This is a genomic window from Gardnerella sp. KA00771, from assembly GCF_049244045.1.
Taxonomy (GTDB): Bacteria; Actinomycetota; Actinomycetes; order Actinomycetales; family Bifidobacteriaceae; genus Bifidobacterium; species Bifidobacterium swidsinskii.
Window position 1 is genome coordinate 1520328 of sequence record NZ_CP058368.1, and the last position, 18755, is coordinate 1539082.

At 42.2% G+C, this 18755-nt stretch carries 13 protein-coding genes and 1 tRNA gene; 4 read left to right on the top strand and 10 right to left on the bottom strand.

Annotation, left to right across the window (positions count from 1 at the left end; all coding sequences use genetic code 11):
* Nucleotides 1–10: 10 nt before the first annotated feature.
* From HXT57_RS06130 to tgt, 5 genes are all read right to left on the bottom strand, one after another.
* On the bottom strand, nt 11–1021 hold the full coding sequence (locus HXT57_RS06130; RefSeq protein WP_004109425.1) for a LacI family DNA-binding transcriptional regulator: 1011 nt from the start codon (nt 1019–1021) through the stop codon (nt 11–13).
* A gap of 389 nt (nt 1022–1410) precedes the next feature.
* Nucleotides 1411–1872 carry a nucleoside deaminase gene (locus tag HXT57_RS06135; RefSeq protein ID WP_116432008.1) on the bottom strand — a complete coding sequence of 154 codons (462 nt, stop codon included), beginning with the start codon at nt 1870–1872 and terminating at the stop codon, nt 1411–1413.
* 73 nt (nt 1873–1945) lie between these two features.
* Nucleotides 1946–2716: an alpha/beta hydrolase gene (locus HXT57_RS06140; protein ID WP_119522487.1), complete on the bottom strand. Its 771-nt coding sequence runs from the start codon at nt 2714–2716 to the stop codon at nt 1946–1948.
* Between the two features lie 157 nt (nt 2717–2873).
* A tRNA-Leu gene (locus tag HXT57_RS06145) sits at nt 2874–2956 on the bottom strand.
* Between the two features lie 75 nt (nt 2957–3031).
* The gene (gene tgt / locus HXT57_RS06150) at nt 3032–4357 is read right to left on the bottom strand and encodes a tRNA guanosine(34) transglycosylase Tgt (protein ID WP_004109431.1); all 1326 of its coding nucleotides are present in this window, start codon (nt 4355–4357) and stop codon (nt 3032–3034) included.
* A 185-nt stretch (nt 4358–4542) separates the two neighbouring features.
* On the opposite strand from tgt, the gene HXT57_RS06155 reads away from it, so the two are divergent.
* Nucleotides 4543–6327: a S1C family serine protease gene (locus tag HXT57_RS06155; protein WP_012914561.1), complete on the top strand. Its 1785-nt coding sequence runs from the start codon at nt 4543–4545 to the stop codon at nt 6325–6327.
* A 135-nt stretch (nt 6328–6462) separates the two neighbouring features.
* Here the strand turns inward: HXT57_RS06155 and HXT57_RS06160 are convergent, their stop codons facing one another.
* Both HXT57_RS06160 and rlmB read right to left on the bottom strand, forming a co-directional pair.
* Nucleotides 6463–8268 (bottom strand): ABC transporter ATP-binding protein, encoded by a 1806-nt coding sequence (locus tag HXT57_RS06160; protein WP_116773605.1) that lies wholly within the window; start codon nt 8266–8268, stop codon nt 6463–6465.
* Between the two features lie 130 nt (nt 8269–8398).
* Nucleotides 8399–9394, bottom strand: coding sequence for a 23S rRNA (guanosine(2251)-2'-O)-methyltransferase RlmB (rlmB, locus tag HXT57_RS06165; RefSeq protein WP_064621762.1), 996 nt, complete (start codon nt 9392–9394; stop codon nt 8399–8401).
* Nucleotides 9395–9620: 226 nt separating this feature from the next.
* On the opposite strand from rlmB, the gene HXT57_RS06170 reads away from it, so the two are divergent.
* From HXT57_RS06170 to trpB, 3 genes are all read left to right on the top strand, one after another.
* Nucleotides 9621–12611 carry a cation-translocating P-type ATPase gene (locus HXT57_RS06170; protein WP_004109440.1) on the top strand — a complete coding sequence of 997 codons (2991 nt, stop codon included), beginning with the start codon at nt 9621–9623 and terminating at the stop codon, nt 12609–12611.
* A gap of 287 nt (nt 12612–12898) precedes the next feature.
* A complete protein-coding gene (gene dcd, locus HXT57_RS06175) occupies nt 12899–13480 on the top strand; it encodes a dCTP deaminase (RefSeq protein WP_012914564.1) in 582 nt (193 codons plus the stop codon).
* A gap of 575 nt (nt 13481–14055) precedes the next feature.
* Nucleotides 14056–15249 carry a tryptophan synthase subunit beta gene (gene trpB / locus HXT57_RS06180; RefSeq protein ID WP_004109446.1) on the top strand — a complete coding sequence of 398 codons (1194 nt, stop codon included), beginning with the start codon at nt 14056–14058 and terminating at the stop codon, nt 15247–15249.
* Nucleotides 15250–15409: 160 nt separating this feature from the next.
* Here the strand turns inward: trpB and HXT57_RS06185 are convergent, their stop codons facing one another.
* The 3 genes from HXT57_RS06185 to ahpC form a co-directional block, all read right to left on the bottom strand.
* Nucleotides 15410–16312 carry a LysR substrate-binding domain-containing protein gene (locus HXT57_RS06185; RefSeq protein ID WP_004109449.1) on the bottom strand — a complete coding sequence of 301 codons (903 nt, stop codon included), beginning with the start codon at nt 16310–16312 and terminating at the stop codon, nt 15410–15412.
* Between the two features lie 41 nt (nt 16313–16353).
* Complete coding sequence (ahpF, locus tag HXT57_RS06190; protein ID WP_012913674.1) at nt 16354–18027, bottom strand: alkyl hydroperoxide reductase subunit F; 1674 nt, start codon at nt 18025–18027, stop codon at nt 16354–16356.
* Between the two features lie 129 nt (nt 18028–18156).
* On the bottom strand, nt 18157–18720 hold the full coding sequence (gene ahpC, locus HXT57_RS06195) for an alkyl hydroperoxide reductase subunit C (protein WP_012913675.1): 564 nt from the start codon (nt 18718–18720) through the stop codon (nt 18157–18159).
* Nucleotides 18721–18755: the final 35 nt, after the last annotated feature.

Below are 18755 nucleotides of genomic sequence, written 5' to 3' on the forward strand. Positions count from 1 at the left end.
AGCCTTACAGCTACGCATTTCCTAACGATTCACGCGGAATATACATAGTTTCTACTCGCTGCGATTGAACATCAACATTATGTTCTAACATATCCAAAAAAAGTGCAGCACTAGTACGACCAATGCGCTGAACTTGTTGCGAAATAGTAGAAATACGCGGCGTTGCTAAGCGGAATATTTCAACATCATCAAACGAGATAAGTGAAATGTCACTGCCTATCACTAATCCTTCACGAGCCATTACATCCATCACTCGCAGCGCATCTGGCGAATAACCGACAATAAGCGCTTTTACACCAACGCTAATCATGCGATGCAACACGCTAGCGCATGAGGATTGTTCAAATCCCGTAGATTCTACAAATACATGTTCTTCGCCAAATATCTCCGAAGCCACTGTACGAAATACTTGTTCACGTTCTTGCAGTGACGGTGAAGCGATAATTGGACCCGACACGTAGCCAACTGAGCAAAAACCATGTTGTTTAACATCCAATAATGCTTCACGAATACCTTGCTCTGGATCCGAATCCACAACTGGCACATGCGTCAAATCGCCAGTCCGAGACTCCACATGTCGATCCATAAACATAAGTGGAAGATGCTGCTCCATCAACATTCTCATAGCATCAGTTTCCTCACCTTGAGGCACAATAATCGCACCATCAATGCGTTGAGAAAGAATACTTGTAATGAATGAATCTTGACGAGCTGCACTCTCAGAAGATGTTCCAATAAACGCACAATAGCCGGCATCAAACAACGAGTCTTGCACAGTATACGCAAGCTCAGCAAAATACGCATTGCGTATATCTGGCACAAGTAGCCCCACTGTCTTAGTACGAGATGACCGCATCGCCTGAGCGCGAGAATCTGGTATATAACCTAGTTCCGCAACTGCACGCTCAACTTTCGCCTTAGTGTTTGCCGATATACGACCCGTATTATTCAATGCGCGAGAAACAGTTGATACTGATATACCAGCACGTTGCGCAACATCGCGAATCGTAATGTACGACATGACACCTCCAGCTCATCTCTTATGCTCAACCAGTGTTAACAATTTTGCACTGTTATCGATATGTTTTGATTTTAGCTTGTACTCCATGTTTTATACTACGTTTTTCCATATACTCCTCTCGTTGGAGAAAAACAGCACTATGCAACCATGCATAAGAGCCTCTGTGCAATCTTATTCTCAATGAGCAGCTTCATCAGCGCTGAATAGAATCCGCAATTGAGATAACGTTCCCACAATTGTCGGTTTCTTCAACTTACCTCATGCGGTAACGTTACCGCAACTATAACATTTTGCTAGAATGAACACAAGGGGAACACGCTAAAAATTACTTTTCATGCACTGCGTTATCTTGAATTAAACGCAACATTAAAAAATAATGCAACACTTATCTAACGTTGATGCGCAAAAAAGTTTCGCAAGGGTTGAGCACACTCAGATTCGCATACTGAACCAATGACTTCCGGACGTGAGCCAACATGAGGATCTCGCAAAATATCCCATACAGAACCACACGCACCAAGTTTGGCATCCCACGCCCCGAAAATCACGCGTTTAAGGCGCGTTTGCAGCACAGCTCCAGCACACATAGGGCAAGGTTCAAGAGTTACTACCAGAGTACAGTCAGATAGATTCCAAGATTTACGCGAGGTAGCAGCATCTTTCATAGCAAGCACTTCAGCATGAGCCAAAGGATCAGCGCTCTGCTCCCGCATATTTGCGCCTTTGCCAATAATATTACCGCCACCATCAAGCACAACTGCTCCAACTGGGACTTCGCCTGCAGAAGCAGACTCTCGAGCCAAATTCAAGGCTTGATTCATTGCAAATACTATCTCATCGCGCATATTCATGAAATCACTTTACAAATTAATTTACAGATTAAGAAAAACAAAATCGAATAAATTTACATAAATCTAAGTAAATTTACATAAGCCCAGAAGAAATATCGTGAGTTACGAACCACTTGCGAATATCGCCAATTTCGTTCATATCAACAGCGTGATCCAACCCGCGATAACGACGTTCTTCAAGCCAAGTGTGCTCCTCAAGCCACGCTGCAGCAGCCGAGAATTCGTAAGGAGGAATCACGCCATCCTCTAATCCGTAGCCGAAAAATACAGGAGTATTACGCTCAGCTAAATCGTTATCTTGTAATGCGATTTCTTCCGAGGAAGCAGGAACACTAGGCGCTATGAACCCGGAAAGCGAAACGGCCGCACGGTAGCGCGAAGGATTCAAACGCAAAACGTGCACCGCGAGCGCAGCACCTTGCGAAAAACCAAATGGCACAATGTCGCGATTCGCTGGAATATTTTCATGCACCCACTCGTCTATTGCGGCTGCAGCAGCATACATGTCATAATCTAAATCTTCTCGCTGCGGCACAGCATCGTGGAACCAACTGTAAGCACCTTCTGCCAGCTTAAGTGGAGCACGTAAAGCGATTGCATCATTATATGGTGCAACTACTCGCAACAAATCCAATAAATCTTCCTCGTTAGAACCCCAACCGTGAAGGAGCAAAAGCAGCGGATGCGTTGGATGAGCTGAAGCATTCCCTTGCGAATACTGTGCATTCATAACTTTTAAAGGCTCACCAAAACGACCCGGCACAACGTGAGATTCGCGACCAATATGTGGATCGTAAGAATTGTCACCTACATTATTGATATTTAGTTCATCGTTAGTGTTCATTACATCACCGTCGCTTGTAATAAATAAAAGTTTGTACAATACTCGCACTTTTTTGCATTGCAGTTGCAATATAGTTGCCTTATATTTGCACTATATTTGCACAAAAGGCCAGAATAGTAAGAGGCAAAGCCCTTGCAATTCCAGCCTTTTTAACTAGTGCGAACGGCGGGACTTGAACCCGCACGAGCATACGCTCACTGCCACCTGAAGACAGCGCGTCTACCATTCCGCCACGTTCGCATACAAAGTGCAAGGCTATCATATTTAACATAAATTCGCAATATTTAACCTAGCATTTTGCGCTCAAAACTACTCTCAGCCTTTAGAACCGTTTTCGTAATAGTGTGCAAGAGTCTCATCGCGGAACTCTTCAAAATATCCGCCGTCAATAGAAGCTCGAATATCGTCGAGCAGCTTCACAAAGAAACGCTCATTATGAATGGTTGCAAGCGTAAATCCATTCATTTCACTAGCGCGCAACAAATGATCCACATACATTCTGGAATAATGCGTGCAAGTGTAGCAATCGCAGCCTTCTTCAAGCGGACGCTGATCATGCTTAAACTCTGCACGTTTTACGTTGTAGCGACCATGACGAGTAAAAATTGCTCCGTTTCTTCCGCAGCGAGCTGGAGCCACGCAGTCGAAAGTATCTCCGCCGTTTTCAACGCAAGCAAAAATATCATCCACGGCTGCAATACCAAGCACGTGGCGTGGGCGATTTTCCGGCATAGCATCGCAAATCCAAGCGCAAGTATCACCAATAATTCGCTTCTCAATAGCGCCACCAATGCCTACGCCATCAAAATCTAAAGAAGCAATCTGCTCGGCCGCATGCCTACGCAAATCCTCATAATTAGCACCCTGCACAACGCCATACAATGCTTGATACGGCTTGCCTACACGCTCCTCGGTTAAACGCTGATGCTCTGCAACACAACGCTTTGCCCAGCGGAAAGTGCGCTCTACAGATTCCTCTTGATATCGGCGAGTATTCATCAAAGTAGTAAGCTCGTCGAAAGAAAACATAATATCCGCGCCCAGCTTATGCTGGATTCCCATAGAAATTTCAGCACTAAAACGGTGCTTAGCTCCGTTAAGAGGAGACTTAAAAGTTACGCCATCCTCGTCAACAAAAGCCATACGCTCCTTACCGGCTGCAATAACATCGTCCGACTTCATGCCAGTAACGTCCATTGCAAGGGTCTTCTTAAAACCAGCACCCAAAGAAAGAACCTGAAAACCGCCAGAATCCGTAAAGGTTGGCTTATCCCAGTTCATAAACTTTCCCAATCCGCCAGCTTCGTCAAGAACATCCGCCCCAGGACGTTCGTACAAATGAAAAGCGTTTGAAAGCATGCACTGAGCGCCCAAATCCTTAATGCTTTCTGGCAACACTGCCTTCATTGCAGCTTGCGTTGCAACAGGTACAAATGCTGGGGTCTGAATATCCCCGTGAGGCGTGTGAATTACGCCGGTGCGCCCATAGCGAGCACCGTCACGACCTTTACCTTCAGCAGTATTGGAAAGTCGCGTTTTAGTTGTAAACGAAAATTCTTTGCGGTCACCAGGCTTCCCAGGCTCAGCTCCGCGTGGATGTTCAAGAAGACTTGTCATAGCATTTACTTTATTAGAAGGCATGACGAGTATAAATAAAAAACACACACAATTTATATTTTTCCGTGACAATATCCAAATTAATTTGCAAAATTTATGAAATTTACAAGGCAAATTATTTAAAAAATTATAAAAAAACATACTATCTCTTACATAGATAATGGCATGGTTTATTATGGTGTGTTAAGAGTCTTTTGTAAGGAGGATGAATGGCTGACGATATGTATGGTGCAAATCAGCAGGAATCCAATGAAACTGCAAATAATGGATATTACGAGCAGCAGGAACAGCCGACGCAACCAGCACAACCAACGCAAACAGCACAAACATATAGCCCAGCTCCTGAATTCGGAGCTTACGGCCCAACAAATAACGAAAATGAAGTTGGTACAAACACTACACAGTATCCAGCTAACAATTACGCCGTAAACCAAAATAACGATGCGGATAATACAAATATCAATAATGCTCCTACGCAATACATTGGATCACAAAATTACTACGGAAATAATAATTTTAACGGCTTCGGAAATCCGTATAATTACGGCACAGACAATAATTCTTACCCAAATAATGAAGTTGGCAATCAAACACCAGCGCAACAGAATTTTAACAATAATGCAAGTAACGAAGAAAATGAAAATATAGCAAAAACAAGCATTATTAGCACAAATGCAGCAAATACAAACGACACAAACAAAAAAGGTAACAAAAGAAAAACAAAAAGCTCTTCGTCAACTGCTTTTGTTGCCATTTTATCCTCCGCAATTTCTGCAATAGTTTGCGTAGTTGTAGTTCTATTTGTAATCTCGCAAGGTCTTATTTCAATTCCACAAAGCGGCTCTTTCGCAAACATCGGCTCTCATTCTTCTGGCCCTGGGACCGCAGTAGTTAAAGGCGGACAATCTCCGGATTGGCAAGGAGTTGCAAAAAATGTTTCCGGAGCCGTTGTTTCTATACAAACTCGTTTAGAGAAAGGCATGGGGAAGGGTTCTGGAGCAATTATTGATTCAAAAGGTTATGTTGTAACAAACAATCACGTAATTGCTAATGCAAAAGAAATTCAAGTAACCCTTTCTAATGGTCAAATTTATTCAGCTACATTAGTCGGAGCAGATAAAACTACTGATTTGGCAGTACTTAAATTAGACAATTCACCAAATAATTTAAAGACAGTCCAATTTGCAGATTCTAATCTGCTTTCCGTTGGCGAACCGGTTATGGCAATCGGAAATCCGCTTGGATATGACGATACAGCTACCACAGGCATTGTTTCGGCTTTAAATCGTCCAGTATCAGTTATGGACGACCAAAGCCGCTCTGAAATTGTAACTAATGCAGTACAAATTGATGCAGCTATTAATCCAGGAAATTCAGGCGGTCCAACTTTTAACGCTGCCGGAAAGGTCATAGGTATTAATTCTTCTATTGCAGCGACATCAGCTCAAGGGGAGACTACAGGATCTATCGGCATCGGCTTTGCAATTCCAGCAAATCTGGTGAAACGAGTAGTTACAGAAATTATTAAGAATGGTTCTGTAAAGCACGTAGCACTAGGGATCATGATTAAAAGCACAGCAGTTGAGTCCGAAGGAATTACTCGCGGAGGAGCTCAAATTGTTTCTGTCAATCAAGGAAGCCCTGCTGAAAAAGCCGGACTCAAAGCCAATGACACCATTGTTGCCTTTGACGATAAGCCTGTATCCAATAATTACGCACTCCTCGGGTATGTGAGAGCAACAGCGTTCAATCAAAAAGCTACGCTCACAATAGTTCGTAACGGCAACACACTTAAGTTGCAAGTTACATTCAACCAAGAAGAAACTGCTGTTAATGGCACAAATAAGCAAGAAAAGAAATTAAAGAAAAACCAAAAGAAGCCTGGTAAAAAACGCGGAAGTAACTCGTACGATGGTGACGATGACGATTTACAACAACGTGGAGATGACGATGGTGACGATGGTGGAATATTTGATCCATTCGGTTTCTGGTAAATAAAACCGCATGTTTTACTATTAAAAAGTAAGACACTGTAATAAAAATGCCCCTAAATAAGTTAGTTAACTTACGCAGGGGCATTTTCATAATGTAATTAAATATATTTAAATATAATTATATAAATGCGCTAATTATTTTTTGCGCTCATATACAATAATTCTTCCTTCTGAGACTCCTGCTTTCCAAGATGATTTTGTTTTAGCAATAGTATGCTCAGTATAATGGTCGATATTGTAGTTTAAATACACAAAATAATACCAAGGCTTATCTGATTCTGTGACAAAGAATTTAGGTTCTTTCTTTGCTTTGCAAGCACCCATTTCATTTGATGCCTGTTCTTGAGATGGCTGCTCATTTGTAATAAACGAGCTATTCTTATAACTGCAATCAATAAGATTCTTCGAGAAATAAGGATTTGCTGTAATAAGCTGCCACGAATATTGATGAATATCTTCAAATTCAGGAACAATAACATTACCTTGTTTATCCGTTTTTTCATCTTGATGTAGCCAAGACGTTACGAATCGCATGTTTTCAGCATGATTTTGCTTAATAAATTGCGCAAGTGCGCGCGAACCTGAATAGTCGAATCGAATATCGTTAACGCAAGAATACGCGTTCCAAATCAAGCTTGGGGATAATAAAACAACAATAATAATGCCAGCAATAACTTTGCTTCCGGCAGATTTACTTGCAGATTTACTATTGCTATTTTCAGCTTTATTTGCAGCTTTGAACAACCTAAAAATAATCGCCGGAATATCTTTAGATTCCAGTGGCTTACGCGCAATACACATCCAAAGTTGAGATACGAAGAATGCAAAAACGATTCCTGCGTGATGCAAAGTGAAATATTGCGTGGCAATTGCCGCAAAAGTCAAGTAAGGAAGTATCAAAGAAACAAGCATGCCTCTTCGATAAGCGATTCTTACAGCGAAAGACCATATTAAAATCGAAATAATAACGCAAATAATCGCGGAAGGTACGCTTAGCATAAGTCTACGTAAAGAAACATCGCCAGCAAATTGAGTGAACATACTTTCTGATGGCATAACGAAAATAAATGACAAGAATTGCGTAAGAGGAGAATTTCCGTCGAATGTTTCACGCGATGCGAAAGCGTTAGCAGCAGGCCAAATGCAAATAATGCTTGCAATTCCAACTAAAGCAAGGATTATCCAGCTTACTAATCTGTTAGTGTTAGAGACTATTTCAGCGAAAGCTTTTTTAATTCCTGCAGATTTTACAACTCTCCAAATCCACGCAAAAGCAAAACCTGCTGCTAAAGCAATGCCATACGCGCTGATTGCACATAAAAGTACAAGACTTAAAGCGAGTTTCCAAGTATCAGAAGACTTAGAATCAGATTGTTTCCAATAATGCGCAACCATGAACAAAGCCGCGCAAAGAAGAGCATACGGGCGTGAAGTAACGCCATATTGGAAGCACAAAAAATACGTAAACGGAAGCAAAAACACAGCCAATTTACTAAAAGGCGCGCGGAAAATAAGCCAGCCACCCAAAAGCGCAGTGCATAGAAGTTGCACGCCTTTAAGACCAATTTCGTATGGAACTCCTGTTTTTGCAGGTATGGAAAGAAGCAAAGTCCAAAGCGGCGGATGGCCTTCATAATGTGGTCGAAGAGTTAACAAATCAGCAAACGAAGAATCGCGTGCAATAAGCCAACTTTGAGCTTCATCAAACCAAGGCTCGTGGAAGCACATAACTGCTACGACGACAGATAGGTATGCAATAAAAATAAGCGAACGAGCATTCTTTACGAACCATAATTTATTTGTTGTTTTTAAAGTTTTTGTCACATTTAAAGTTTTTTTTGTTTTTGACGTACTTGTGTTCGTATTTGTACCTGTATTTGTAACAGTATTTTCGTTCATAAGTGTTTTATTTTCTTCTATAGTATTTTCGCTAATATGCATATTTCTATTTAATTATTTCTTTCAAAATTGCGTAAGTACTAAACTTCAGCAAATCCAAAGCCCCAACCAAATAAAATCACGCTAACACCGTAACAATACAGTGCAAGCGTGATTTTAAAGTTTGAAAATTTCAGTTTTGATTCAATGCAGCCAAACGACGAGCGTTAGCAACAGCGTACAAACTGATGCCTGCTGCAACAGAAGCGTTAAGAGATTCAACCGCGCTAGAAATTGGGATTCCAGCAATAGCATCGCACGCTTCTCTCGTAAGGCGACTCATGCCCTTACCTTCAGAGCCGAGCACAACAACTAACGGATCAGTTTCAAAGCCAGTTTCTCCAACAAGCTTATCGCCGCCGCCATCAAGACCAATTGCATACCATCCGCGCTCTCGCAAACCTTGAATTGCCTTATTTAAATTAACAACTCTAGCAACTGGCAAATGAGCTGCAGCACCAGCAGAAACCTTCCAAGCAGCAGCAGTTACGGAAGCACTTCTGCGCTCAGGCAAAATCACACCATTAGCACCGAAAGCTGCTGCAGAACGAATAACAGCACCCAAATTTTGAGGATCCGTAACGCCATCCAAAGCAATAAACAATGGTCGAGCATTAATGCGAGCAGAATCTGAATCAGCAGCTTCCATTGCGCGCGCCTTCTTTTCCGCTCGTTCAACCAATTCTTGCAAAGAGTGATACTGGTAAGGCTGAACTTTCAAAATAATGCCCTGATGATTCGTACTATGCGCAATACGATCCATTTCAAGGCGATCCGCTTCAAGCAAACGCAAACCCTGCATGCCTGCTAACTTCACGATTTCGCGCGTGCGATCGTCATGCTCAATGCGATTAGCCACATACAATTGAGTGCTTGGAACTCCAACTCTTAACGCCTCTAAAGCAGCATTGCGACCAATTACCAACTCATCTGAATCGCTACCAAGCTTATCCACTCTGCGGCGCGCAGCCAAACGCGGATCTGCAAATGTGCGCTTAATAGCAGCTTTCTTAGCAAAATAAGCTTTGTGATACACGCGATCTTCAGCCTTCGGAGTAGGACCTTTTCCGCGCAAAGCATTGCGATGTTTTCCACCCGACCCCTTGGTCGGCCCTTTTTTCGTAGTCATACTCCTATTCTCACATGCCCCCAAGGCATTGTTTAATAGCTTTCTGAAGCTGGCAAAGTCTGCTGATTCTAAGCTCGGCGCGTTGTATGGCATAATAGAACGGTACTTAATTGTTGCAAACTATTGCAATATTCCACAACCGCGCAATAGTTACAATACGAAGCGCTAAAAATAGCGTTAGCATTGCGATTATTGACTACTCCGCGGCACTCCCAAGGGGGAAGATATGGTTGATCACGCTCTTGATCAATCCAATAAAACAGCTGACTCTTCAGCTAATAGCAAAGATCCATCATTGTGCGATGTTCAGCAAGTAGCTAAATCACTTAACGTAGATATTACATGCGGTTTAAGCTCTGAGGAAGCTGCAAAAAGACTTAATCAATTCGGCCCAAATGCACTTGCTGCTGCTCCTAAAATTCCAGCATGGAAACGGTTCCTTGATCAATTTAAAGATCCGCTCGTTTACTTGCTTATTGCAGCAACTATTATTTCTGCAATTGCGTGGTTTGTTGAGCGCGCACAACATAAAGGAAACAGCGGTGGAGAGATTCTGCCGTTTGATTCAATCGTAATTATCATTATTTTGATTGCAAACGCAGTGCTTGGCTACATTCAAGAGTCGCGAGCAGAAGAAGCAGTCGAAGCTTTAGCTAGAATGAGTGCTCCGCAAACTTCAGTTTTGCGCGATGGTAGCGTGGTGCGCATTAATACTGCAGAAGTTGTGCCAGGCGATATCTTAGTGCTTGGCGAAGGAGATGCCGTGTCTGCAGACGGTCGACTTATAGCAGCGGCTTCATTACGCGTAGCTGAGGCAAGTCTTACAGGCGAATCTGTTGCAGTAAGCAAACGTCCGAATACGCTTTCGTCTGCAAAAGCTTTAGGCGATCGCACAAATATGGTTTTCAACGGAACTGCTGTTACGCAAGGAACCGGTCGCGCTGTAGTCACCTCTACAGGTATGCGCACACAAGTTGGCAAAATCGCGGATATGCTTTCAAAATCAGATGACGAAGCAACACCTCTCGAGAAAGAAATGGTACACGTTTCTAAAGTTCTTGGAATTGCGGTGTGCATTATTGCAGCTGTTGTTCTTGCTTCCATGTGGCTGATTGAAGGCTTCCACAGTATTCAAGATATTATTGATTCTCTGCTGCTTTCTGTTTCCCTAGCTGTTGCTGCTGTTCCAGAAGGTTTAGCTGCGATTTTGACAGTAGTTCTTGCGCTTGGCGTGCAACGAATGGTGAAGCATCATGCTGTTGTAAAAAAGCTTTCATCCGTGGAAACACTTGGTTCTGCTTCTGTTATTTGCTCCGATAAAACAGGCACCTTAACTCGAAACGAGATGACTGTTGAACGCGTAGTAACACCTAGCGGCGAAGTTCAGCTTACAGGAAGCGGTTACAAGCCTGAAGGACGCATGATATTAATTGGTTCTGCGGACGCAGATTTAGCAGTACCACAAAATCTTGCTACAGAAGTATTAGGCGCGTTAGGCTCCGGATGTTTGGCTAACGACGGCGATTTGCATTATGACGAAACTACTAAAAGTTGGCAGCCCGTGGGAGACCCTACAGAAGTTTCGCTAGTAGTAGCAGCTCGTAAAACAAAAGCGGACAAACGTTACGCTCATTTGACTCGAGTTGCGGAAGTACCTTTTACTTCTGAACGCAAACGTATGTCTGTTGTTGTTAAAGATGGTTCAGATTCTGGAAATCTGATTGTTTGCGCTAAGGGCGCTCCGGACGTGTTGCTTTCTTATTGCACGCGTATTGCAGTAGCTGGTGCCGTGCGTCCGCTTACTGACGGCGATCGCGAAGATATTTTAGCAACTGTTGAACGTCTTTCTGGAGAAGCCTACCGCACGCTTGGAATGGCTTATAGGCCGCTTGGAGTCGATAGTCTTTCAAAAGTTGATGGCATGGTTTCTAACGCTGCAGGTCAAATCGCGGACGTTGCGGAACAAAGTGACGTACTAGAATCTGATTTGATTTGGAATGGTATGGTTGGAATTATTGATCCTCCGCGAATTGAAGTTCGAGATAGTGTAGCTCAAGCTCATCGCGCTGGAATCCGTACTGTTATGATTACAGGCGACCATCCTCTTACGGCTACGCGTATTGCTCGAGATCTTGGAATTATTGGAAAAGATGAGCATGCACTTACAGGCGACGAACTTGACGAATTGCTTTCACGCAACGACGATAATATTGCTTTTGATGAAGCTATCAGTAAAACTAGCGTGTACGCGCGAGTAGCCCCTGAGCACAAGTTAGCTATCGTTTCTTCGCTCCAACGTCAAGGAAACATTGTTGCTATGACTGGTGACGGCGTAAACGATGCTCCAGCCGTAAAGTCTGCCGATATTGGCGTTGCTATGGGCATTACTGGTACAGAAGTAACTAAAGAGTCTGCCAAGATGATTTTGGCTGACGATAACTTCTCTACAATTGTTGCAGCAGTGCGCGAAGGTCGCGGAATTTTCGACAATATTCGTAAATTCTTGCGATACTTGCTCAGTTCTAACGTTGGCGAAGTTTGTACTGTTTTCGGCGGCGTTGTTTTCGCTGGCGCACTGGGAATTACACAGCCAAACTCTGTTGGTGTAACTTTGCCTTTGCTTGCAACTCAGCTTTTGTGGATTAACTTGCTTACGGATGCAGCTCCTGCACTCGCGATGGGCGTTGATCCGCAAACTGACGACGTAATGGATCGAAAGCCTCGAAAGCTTACCGATAGCGTTATTGACCGACGAATGTGGGGAGATATTGTATTTATCGGCATAATCATGGCTGCTATTACGTTAATCGGTATGGATATGCATTTGGCAGGCGGATTCTTTACAGACCGTTCTGTTGGAATTATGGATCACGCTGCTCAGCTTACTCACGCTCGCACAATGGGCTTTACAATTCTTGTGTTTGCGCAAATGCTGAATGCGTTAGCATCTCGTTCAGACTCACAAAGCGTATTTGTAGGCTTATTTGCAAATCGTTGGCTTTGGGGTGCTATAGCAGTTTCTATTGTGCTTCAGTTGGCTGTAATTTACATACCGTTCTTGAATGAGCCATTTGGCACTGTTCCTTTGAGTGTAACGGAATGGTTTGAGTGCCTTGGTCTTTCAATGGTCGTGTTAATTGCTTCCGAATTGCGTAAATGCGTGCTTCGTTTCATTGCAAAACGTAAAGCAGCGAACGCCTTAACTATTGCCGCTTAATAAAATACATTATTAAGCTGTTTTGCAAATACGCGGTACAGTACGTAGTTTTTTACATAACCTACGTTTCTGTGCCGCGTTTTGTGTTTTTATTTTCTATAAAATTTTTTGCTGATTGCTCATGAATATTTATTTGTTTTCAGGAAATAGCTTGCATCATAATCACAGACCGCGGCACGCGCTACAATTGTCTGTATTGCAATTTTCGTACAAAATAAGCAACAAAATATTTCGTGCGAACAATGAAGTTGTTTATGTGTTGATACATCACAAGGAGATTTGACGTCATGCTGTTGTCTGATCGCGACATTCTCAAAGCTCATGATGAGGGTCATATTGATTTGACCCCGTGGACTCCGGAAATGGTACAGCCAGCGTCAATTGACGTACGTCTTGACCGATTTTTCCGCTTATTTAACAACCATGCTTACACGTATGTTGATCCTGCAGAAAATCAGGGTGAACTTACAGAACAGTTCGAGGTAGCTCCTAATGAGCCTTGGATTTTGCATCCTGGTGAGTTTGCTCTAGGAGCTACATGGGAATATGTAAAGCTTGACGCAACTATTGCTGCGCGCTTGGAAGGCAAGAGCTCGCTTGGTCGCCTTGGTATTTTGACACATTCCACAGCTGGCTTCATCGATCCAGGTTTCGAAGGTCATATTACTTTGGAGCTTTCAAACGTTAGCACTTTGCCAGTTAAACTTTGGCCTGGCATGAAGATTGGTCAAATGTGTTTCTTCCAGTTAAGCTCACCATGTGAAAACCCATACGGTTCAGCCGTTAACGGATCGCACTATCAAGGTCAGCGCGGTCCAACTCCGTCACGTTCGTATGAGCATTTCTATCGTGCTGATTTAAGCGAATAATATTTTTAGAAAAATGATTCCGTTTTTAGAAAAGTAGTTCCTAAAATAGCAAGATTTAGAAGAAAAGTAGATAATTCTCAGGTAATTATCAGTTAGCGTTACTGTTCTGCTCAGAATAGTGTGATTGTATAATATTGTCGACAAAAAGACAGGTGTAGAGCACCTAAAACTTATTCTTTTCTTCTCTCCTTTGTTTCCCCGGCGCATAGACGCCGGGGTTAAATTTTTTCTGCACGAAACGCCGAATTAACACTAAAAGGTTGACATTGTCACAGCTAAGGCTAAACTTGTGCAACAAGATTGGAGGTTGATGAACATGAATACTCGTTTCTGGCGCAGCTGGCGTAGTTAAAAGCGAGTTCACATATCGGTGTGGGCTTGCTGATTTTAAACAATCAACGGGGCTATGCCGGATTCATCATCAACATTATTTGAGCTGAATGGCATATAAGCTGCCATCCAGCTTTTTTGTTATCTGAGCACACGCCCTTCAAATTTACAAAATAATCAACATAAAAATAATAAAGAACAAACTTAATGCCGATTTCCTCGGCACGCACAAGAAGGGCACAATTATGGTAAACGCAGTTGAACAAAACATGTATTACGGTGAATTTGGCGGACAGTACGTACCAGATATGATTCGTCCAGCACTCGACGCAGTAGCAGCAGCTTACTTACAATACAAAGACGATCCAGAGTTCCGCAATGAATTAGCTGGATTATTAAAAGATTACGACGGTCGCGAAACACCTTTATACTATGCTGAATCTTTCACAAAATATTTAGGCGGCGCAAAAGTATATTTAAAGCGCGAAGATTTAAACCATCTCGGCGCTCACAAAATGAATAATGTTCTCGGACAAATTTTACTCGCTCAGCGCATGGGTAAAAAGCGCATTATCGCTGAAACCGGAGCCGGTCAGCATGGCGTTGCCACTGCTGCTGCAGCAGCACGATTCGGTATGGAATGCGAAATTTTTATGGGCGCACTTGATTGCGAACGCCAAAAACTTAACGTTTTTAGAATGACTTTGCTCGGTGCAAAAGTTCATGCTGTTCAAGAAGGCACAAAAACTTTAAAAGATGCTGTAACTGCAGCATTTATGGATTATGCACAGCACTTGGATGATACCTTCTACATCGTTGGCTCCGCAGTGGGACCTTACCCTTATCCACAAATGGTTCGCGATTTTCAAAGCGTTATTAGCAAAGAGTCGAGAAGGCAAATCCTAGAAAAGGAAGGCAGATTGCCGAATGCTGTAATTGCTTGCATTGGTGGCGGTTCTAATGCAATTGGTTCTTTTGCAGCATATATTGATGATCTGTCTGTACGATTGATTGGTGCTGAAGGCGCAGGTAAAGGCGCTGATACTCCTCAAAATGCTGCTACTATGACGAATGGAAAAGTTGGCATTACGGATGGCATGAAAACTTATGTTCTTATGGATGATGACGGTAACGAGCTTCCAGCCTACTCTATTTCTGCGGGATTGGATTACCCTGGAGTCGGCCCAGAACACTCATATTTAAAGGATTCTGGTCGCGCAGAATACTACGCAATCACTGATGATGAAGCAGTTCAAGCTTTTCGCGCACTTTCTAGAGTTGAAGGAATCATCCCAGCTTTGGAAAGCTCACATGCAATAGCACAAGCTATGAAGATGGTTCCAAAGATGAGTAAGGATGACATTGTTTTAGTAACAGTTTCCGGCCGTGGAGATAAGGATGTGAATCAAGTAGCACGCTATCTTGGAATTGAATTATAAATCATTAATTTAGCAACAAATAAAACACAGCAAATAAAACGAGGCAGATAATTCTCAAAATAAAGTGAGAATAAAAAGTAAGAGAAGAAGAACATGGCACTTCTGTAGCTAACATAGCATACAGAAGTGCCTATTTTTATTTTTAAGCAGAATATCCCACTTATTTTTTATGCAAATCAGAGCATGCTGAACTAATTATTGTGCACAATCCTTCCATAATTTTGTCTACTGGAGAAGCTGCGCGCCAATTCAAATATAACGATCGATAAGGTTTAGGATTCTTAAACTCACGCAACATCAAACCAACTGGTTGCACAATTGGAGGTACAGTTGCAAGACGCGGCAATAATGTCACATCTTTGCTACCTACAACCATATATCGCAAAGTTTCTAACGACGTTGCCCTAAATTCTGATTGTTTCGCCCCCACTTTTTGGCATACATCGAGCATGCTTCTACGCATACAATGCCCATCTTCTAGTAAAAGCACTTTCTGAGTAGACAAATCTGAAAGTTCAATTGGTTTACTCTCGTGTCCTAGCAAAGAATTTGTAGAAGTCGCAAGAAGAAAATCTTCGTCAAAAACATGACACACTTTTATTGAAGGCGCATTCAAACTTTCGCTTAATATAACTGCGTCGACTTGACCACTATCTAGCAAATCAATAAGTTTCGCTGATTTTTCTTCTATAAAACGAATAGTAAGTTTTGGTTTTAAACGCCTGAGTGCAGGCATAATTCTTGGAAGTAAGTATGGTCCTAACGTTGGGAACACACCCAAAACTACTGTAGATGACCATGGATCTTCTGAGCGTCTTGCAGCTTGTCGAATACGTGACATATCTGCCTGAATACGTTTAGCGTAATAAACCACTTCCCTCCCAGCAGGAGTTAAGATTTGTTTCCCGGGAGTGCGCTCAATAAGTTCTACGTCTAAAGTCTCTTCAAGTTTTTTAATTTGCGTTGAAAGAGTAGGCTGAGAGACGCGCATACGAACAGCCGCCTTGGTAAAGCTTCCTTCTTGTGCAAAAGCTATTAGATATTCTAACGCTCTAATATTCATAAGACGCCCCCCATTATTTATTGCATAATAAATTTTATAAATTATTTATTTTGCGGGCTGCGGATAAGATAGTCAAATGCAGATAACGCAGCATTGGCTCCAGAACCATACGCTGTAACAATCTGCTTATACGGTTCGTCTGAACAATCTCCAGCAGCAAAAACACCCGGAGTATCAGTGCATCCAGCGCGATTCGTAATAATTTCTCCTCGATTATTGAGAGAAATATTATTTACAAGCCAACGAGTATTCGGAGCTAAACCAATTTGCACAAAAACCCCATCGGTTTCAACAATATGTTCTCTGTTTTCATCATCGTCTGCTTTATTGCGATCTATGTAACGTATTGCAGTAACTTTACTACCATTACCTTCAATACTACTTACGGCAGCACTCGTAATAACTTCAGCGTTAGGTAATTTATGCAAAGTATTAAGCAATACTTGATCAGCTTTAAGCACATCCATGAACTCAACCACCGTCACATGTTTTGCAACTCCTGCTAAATCAATAGCAGCTTCAACACCAGAATTTCCGCCGCCAACAACGACAACATTCTTATCTTTGAAAAGTGGGCCGTCGCAATGAGGGCAGAATGATACGCCTCTATTCCTATACTCATCTTCTCCAGGAACGCCCAACGTACGCCAAGTCGCGCCAGTTGCAATAATCACTGCACGCGCTTTCAAAGATCCGCCAGAACGCGCATGAATAGTATGTAACCCATATGGTTCCTTAGATAAATCGAGCGAGTCTGCCCAATCAGGAGTAAATACGTCAATATCGTATTGAGAAATATGCTTAGTTAAATCTGCTGCTAGTTGAGAACCAGTCGTATGCGTTTGGGAAATATGATTTTCAATACTTTCAGTTTCTACAACCTGTCCGCCACGATGATCCATAATCATAGCCGTACGCAAACCCTTACGAGCAGTGTAAATTGCGGCAGCAGAAGCAGCAGGACCGCCGCCAGCAATAACAATATCGTATGGATTTTGCGAATTCATTTTTTCTGCGAGCGCAACATTTGCCGAAGAAACGCTATTACCATTATTGCCATTCTCATTTTGCTCAACAGATTTTTCTTGTGATGCAAGCACAGATACAAGTTCGTCAATTCCTGCCCGTCCGGAGGAAACAAGTTTGCCATTTTCAAAAACTGCTGGCACGCTCATTACACCGAGTTTATCTACTTCTTCACGGAAAGCGCTACCTTCAACTACAGTATGCTGAATTTTAGGGTTAATAACAGAAATGGTATTAAGCGATTGCACAACTTCTGGGCAATTCAGGCAAGTTACCGACATGTATGTTGTCACATTGTGTGAACCAAGCTTTAGTATTGCATCGCGTTGCTCATCACTAATTTTTGGCGCATAGCCGCTTACTTGTAGAAGTGCTAGTACTAAAGAGCTGAATTCGTGCCCTAAAGGCAATCCCGCAAAACTAACCGATACAGTAGATTCTCCATTTACTGGATTATCTAGTTTTCTACGCAATTCAAAGCTTGGTTTACGCTTTACATTGCTAATTTCATTATTATTTACTTCAGAAATACTGATTTTGTCACTTTGCTGAGATACTTCTTCCAGTAAGGATTTAACTTTTTGAGATGTTTCAGAATTATCAACGTAAGAAATGATTTCTATTTTAGATACCATCTTTTTTAGTAATTCTGAAAGCTGAGCAGTTAATGATGCATTCAACAAAGACATAGTTTACTTCCTTCCGCAATTTTAGTCACAAGCAAAAATAAGAGAAATGCGTAGGAAACTATGAACGTAGCTCCCTACGCATTGAGATGATTCTTTAAAAAAATATTCTTTAATATTTAATTGCAAAAATCAGATTTTGCCGACTAAATCGATAGAAGGTTCCAAGGTTTCTTCGCCCTGCTCCCATTTTGCTGGGCAAACTTCGCCTGGGTGCGCTGCAATATACTGTGCTGCTTTAACTTTACGAAGCAGCTCGTCGGCGTTACGACCAATTCCGTCTGCGGTCATCTCAAAGAACTGAATCACACCTTGCGGATTCACGAGGAATGTAGCTCGGTGAGCTAAACCGGATTCTTGATTCCAAGCGTCAAAATTACGCGAAAGAGCTCCGGAAGGATCACCCAACATAGTGTACTTTACTTTTGCAATTGCTTCAGAATCGTCATGCCATGCTTTGTGTACAAAATGTGTATCCGTAGAGACTGAGTAAACTTCAACGCCTAGCTTTTGCAATTCCTCATAGTGGTTTGCAAGATCTTCCAATTCAGTTGGGCATACGAATGAAAAATCAGCTGGATAGAAGAAGAAAATTGCCCATTTGCCAAGAACATCAGTATCACTTACTTCAACAAATTCGCCATTCTTATAACCATTTACTTTGAATGGAAGAATATGTGTGTTCATTAAACTCATATCATTCTCCTAAATAGGTCATTTGCGCCTTCGTT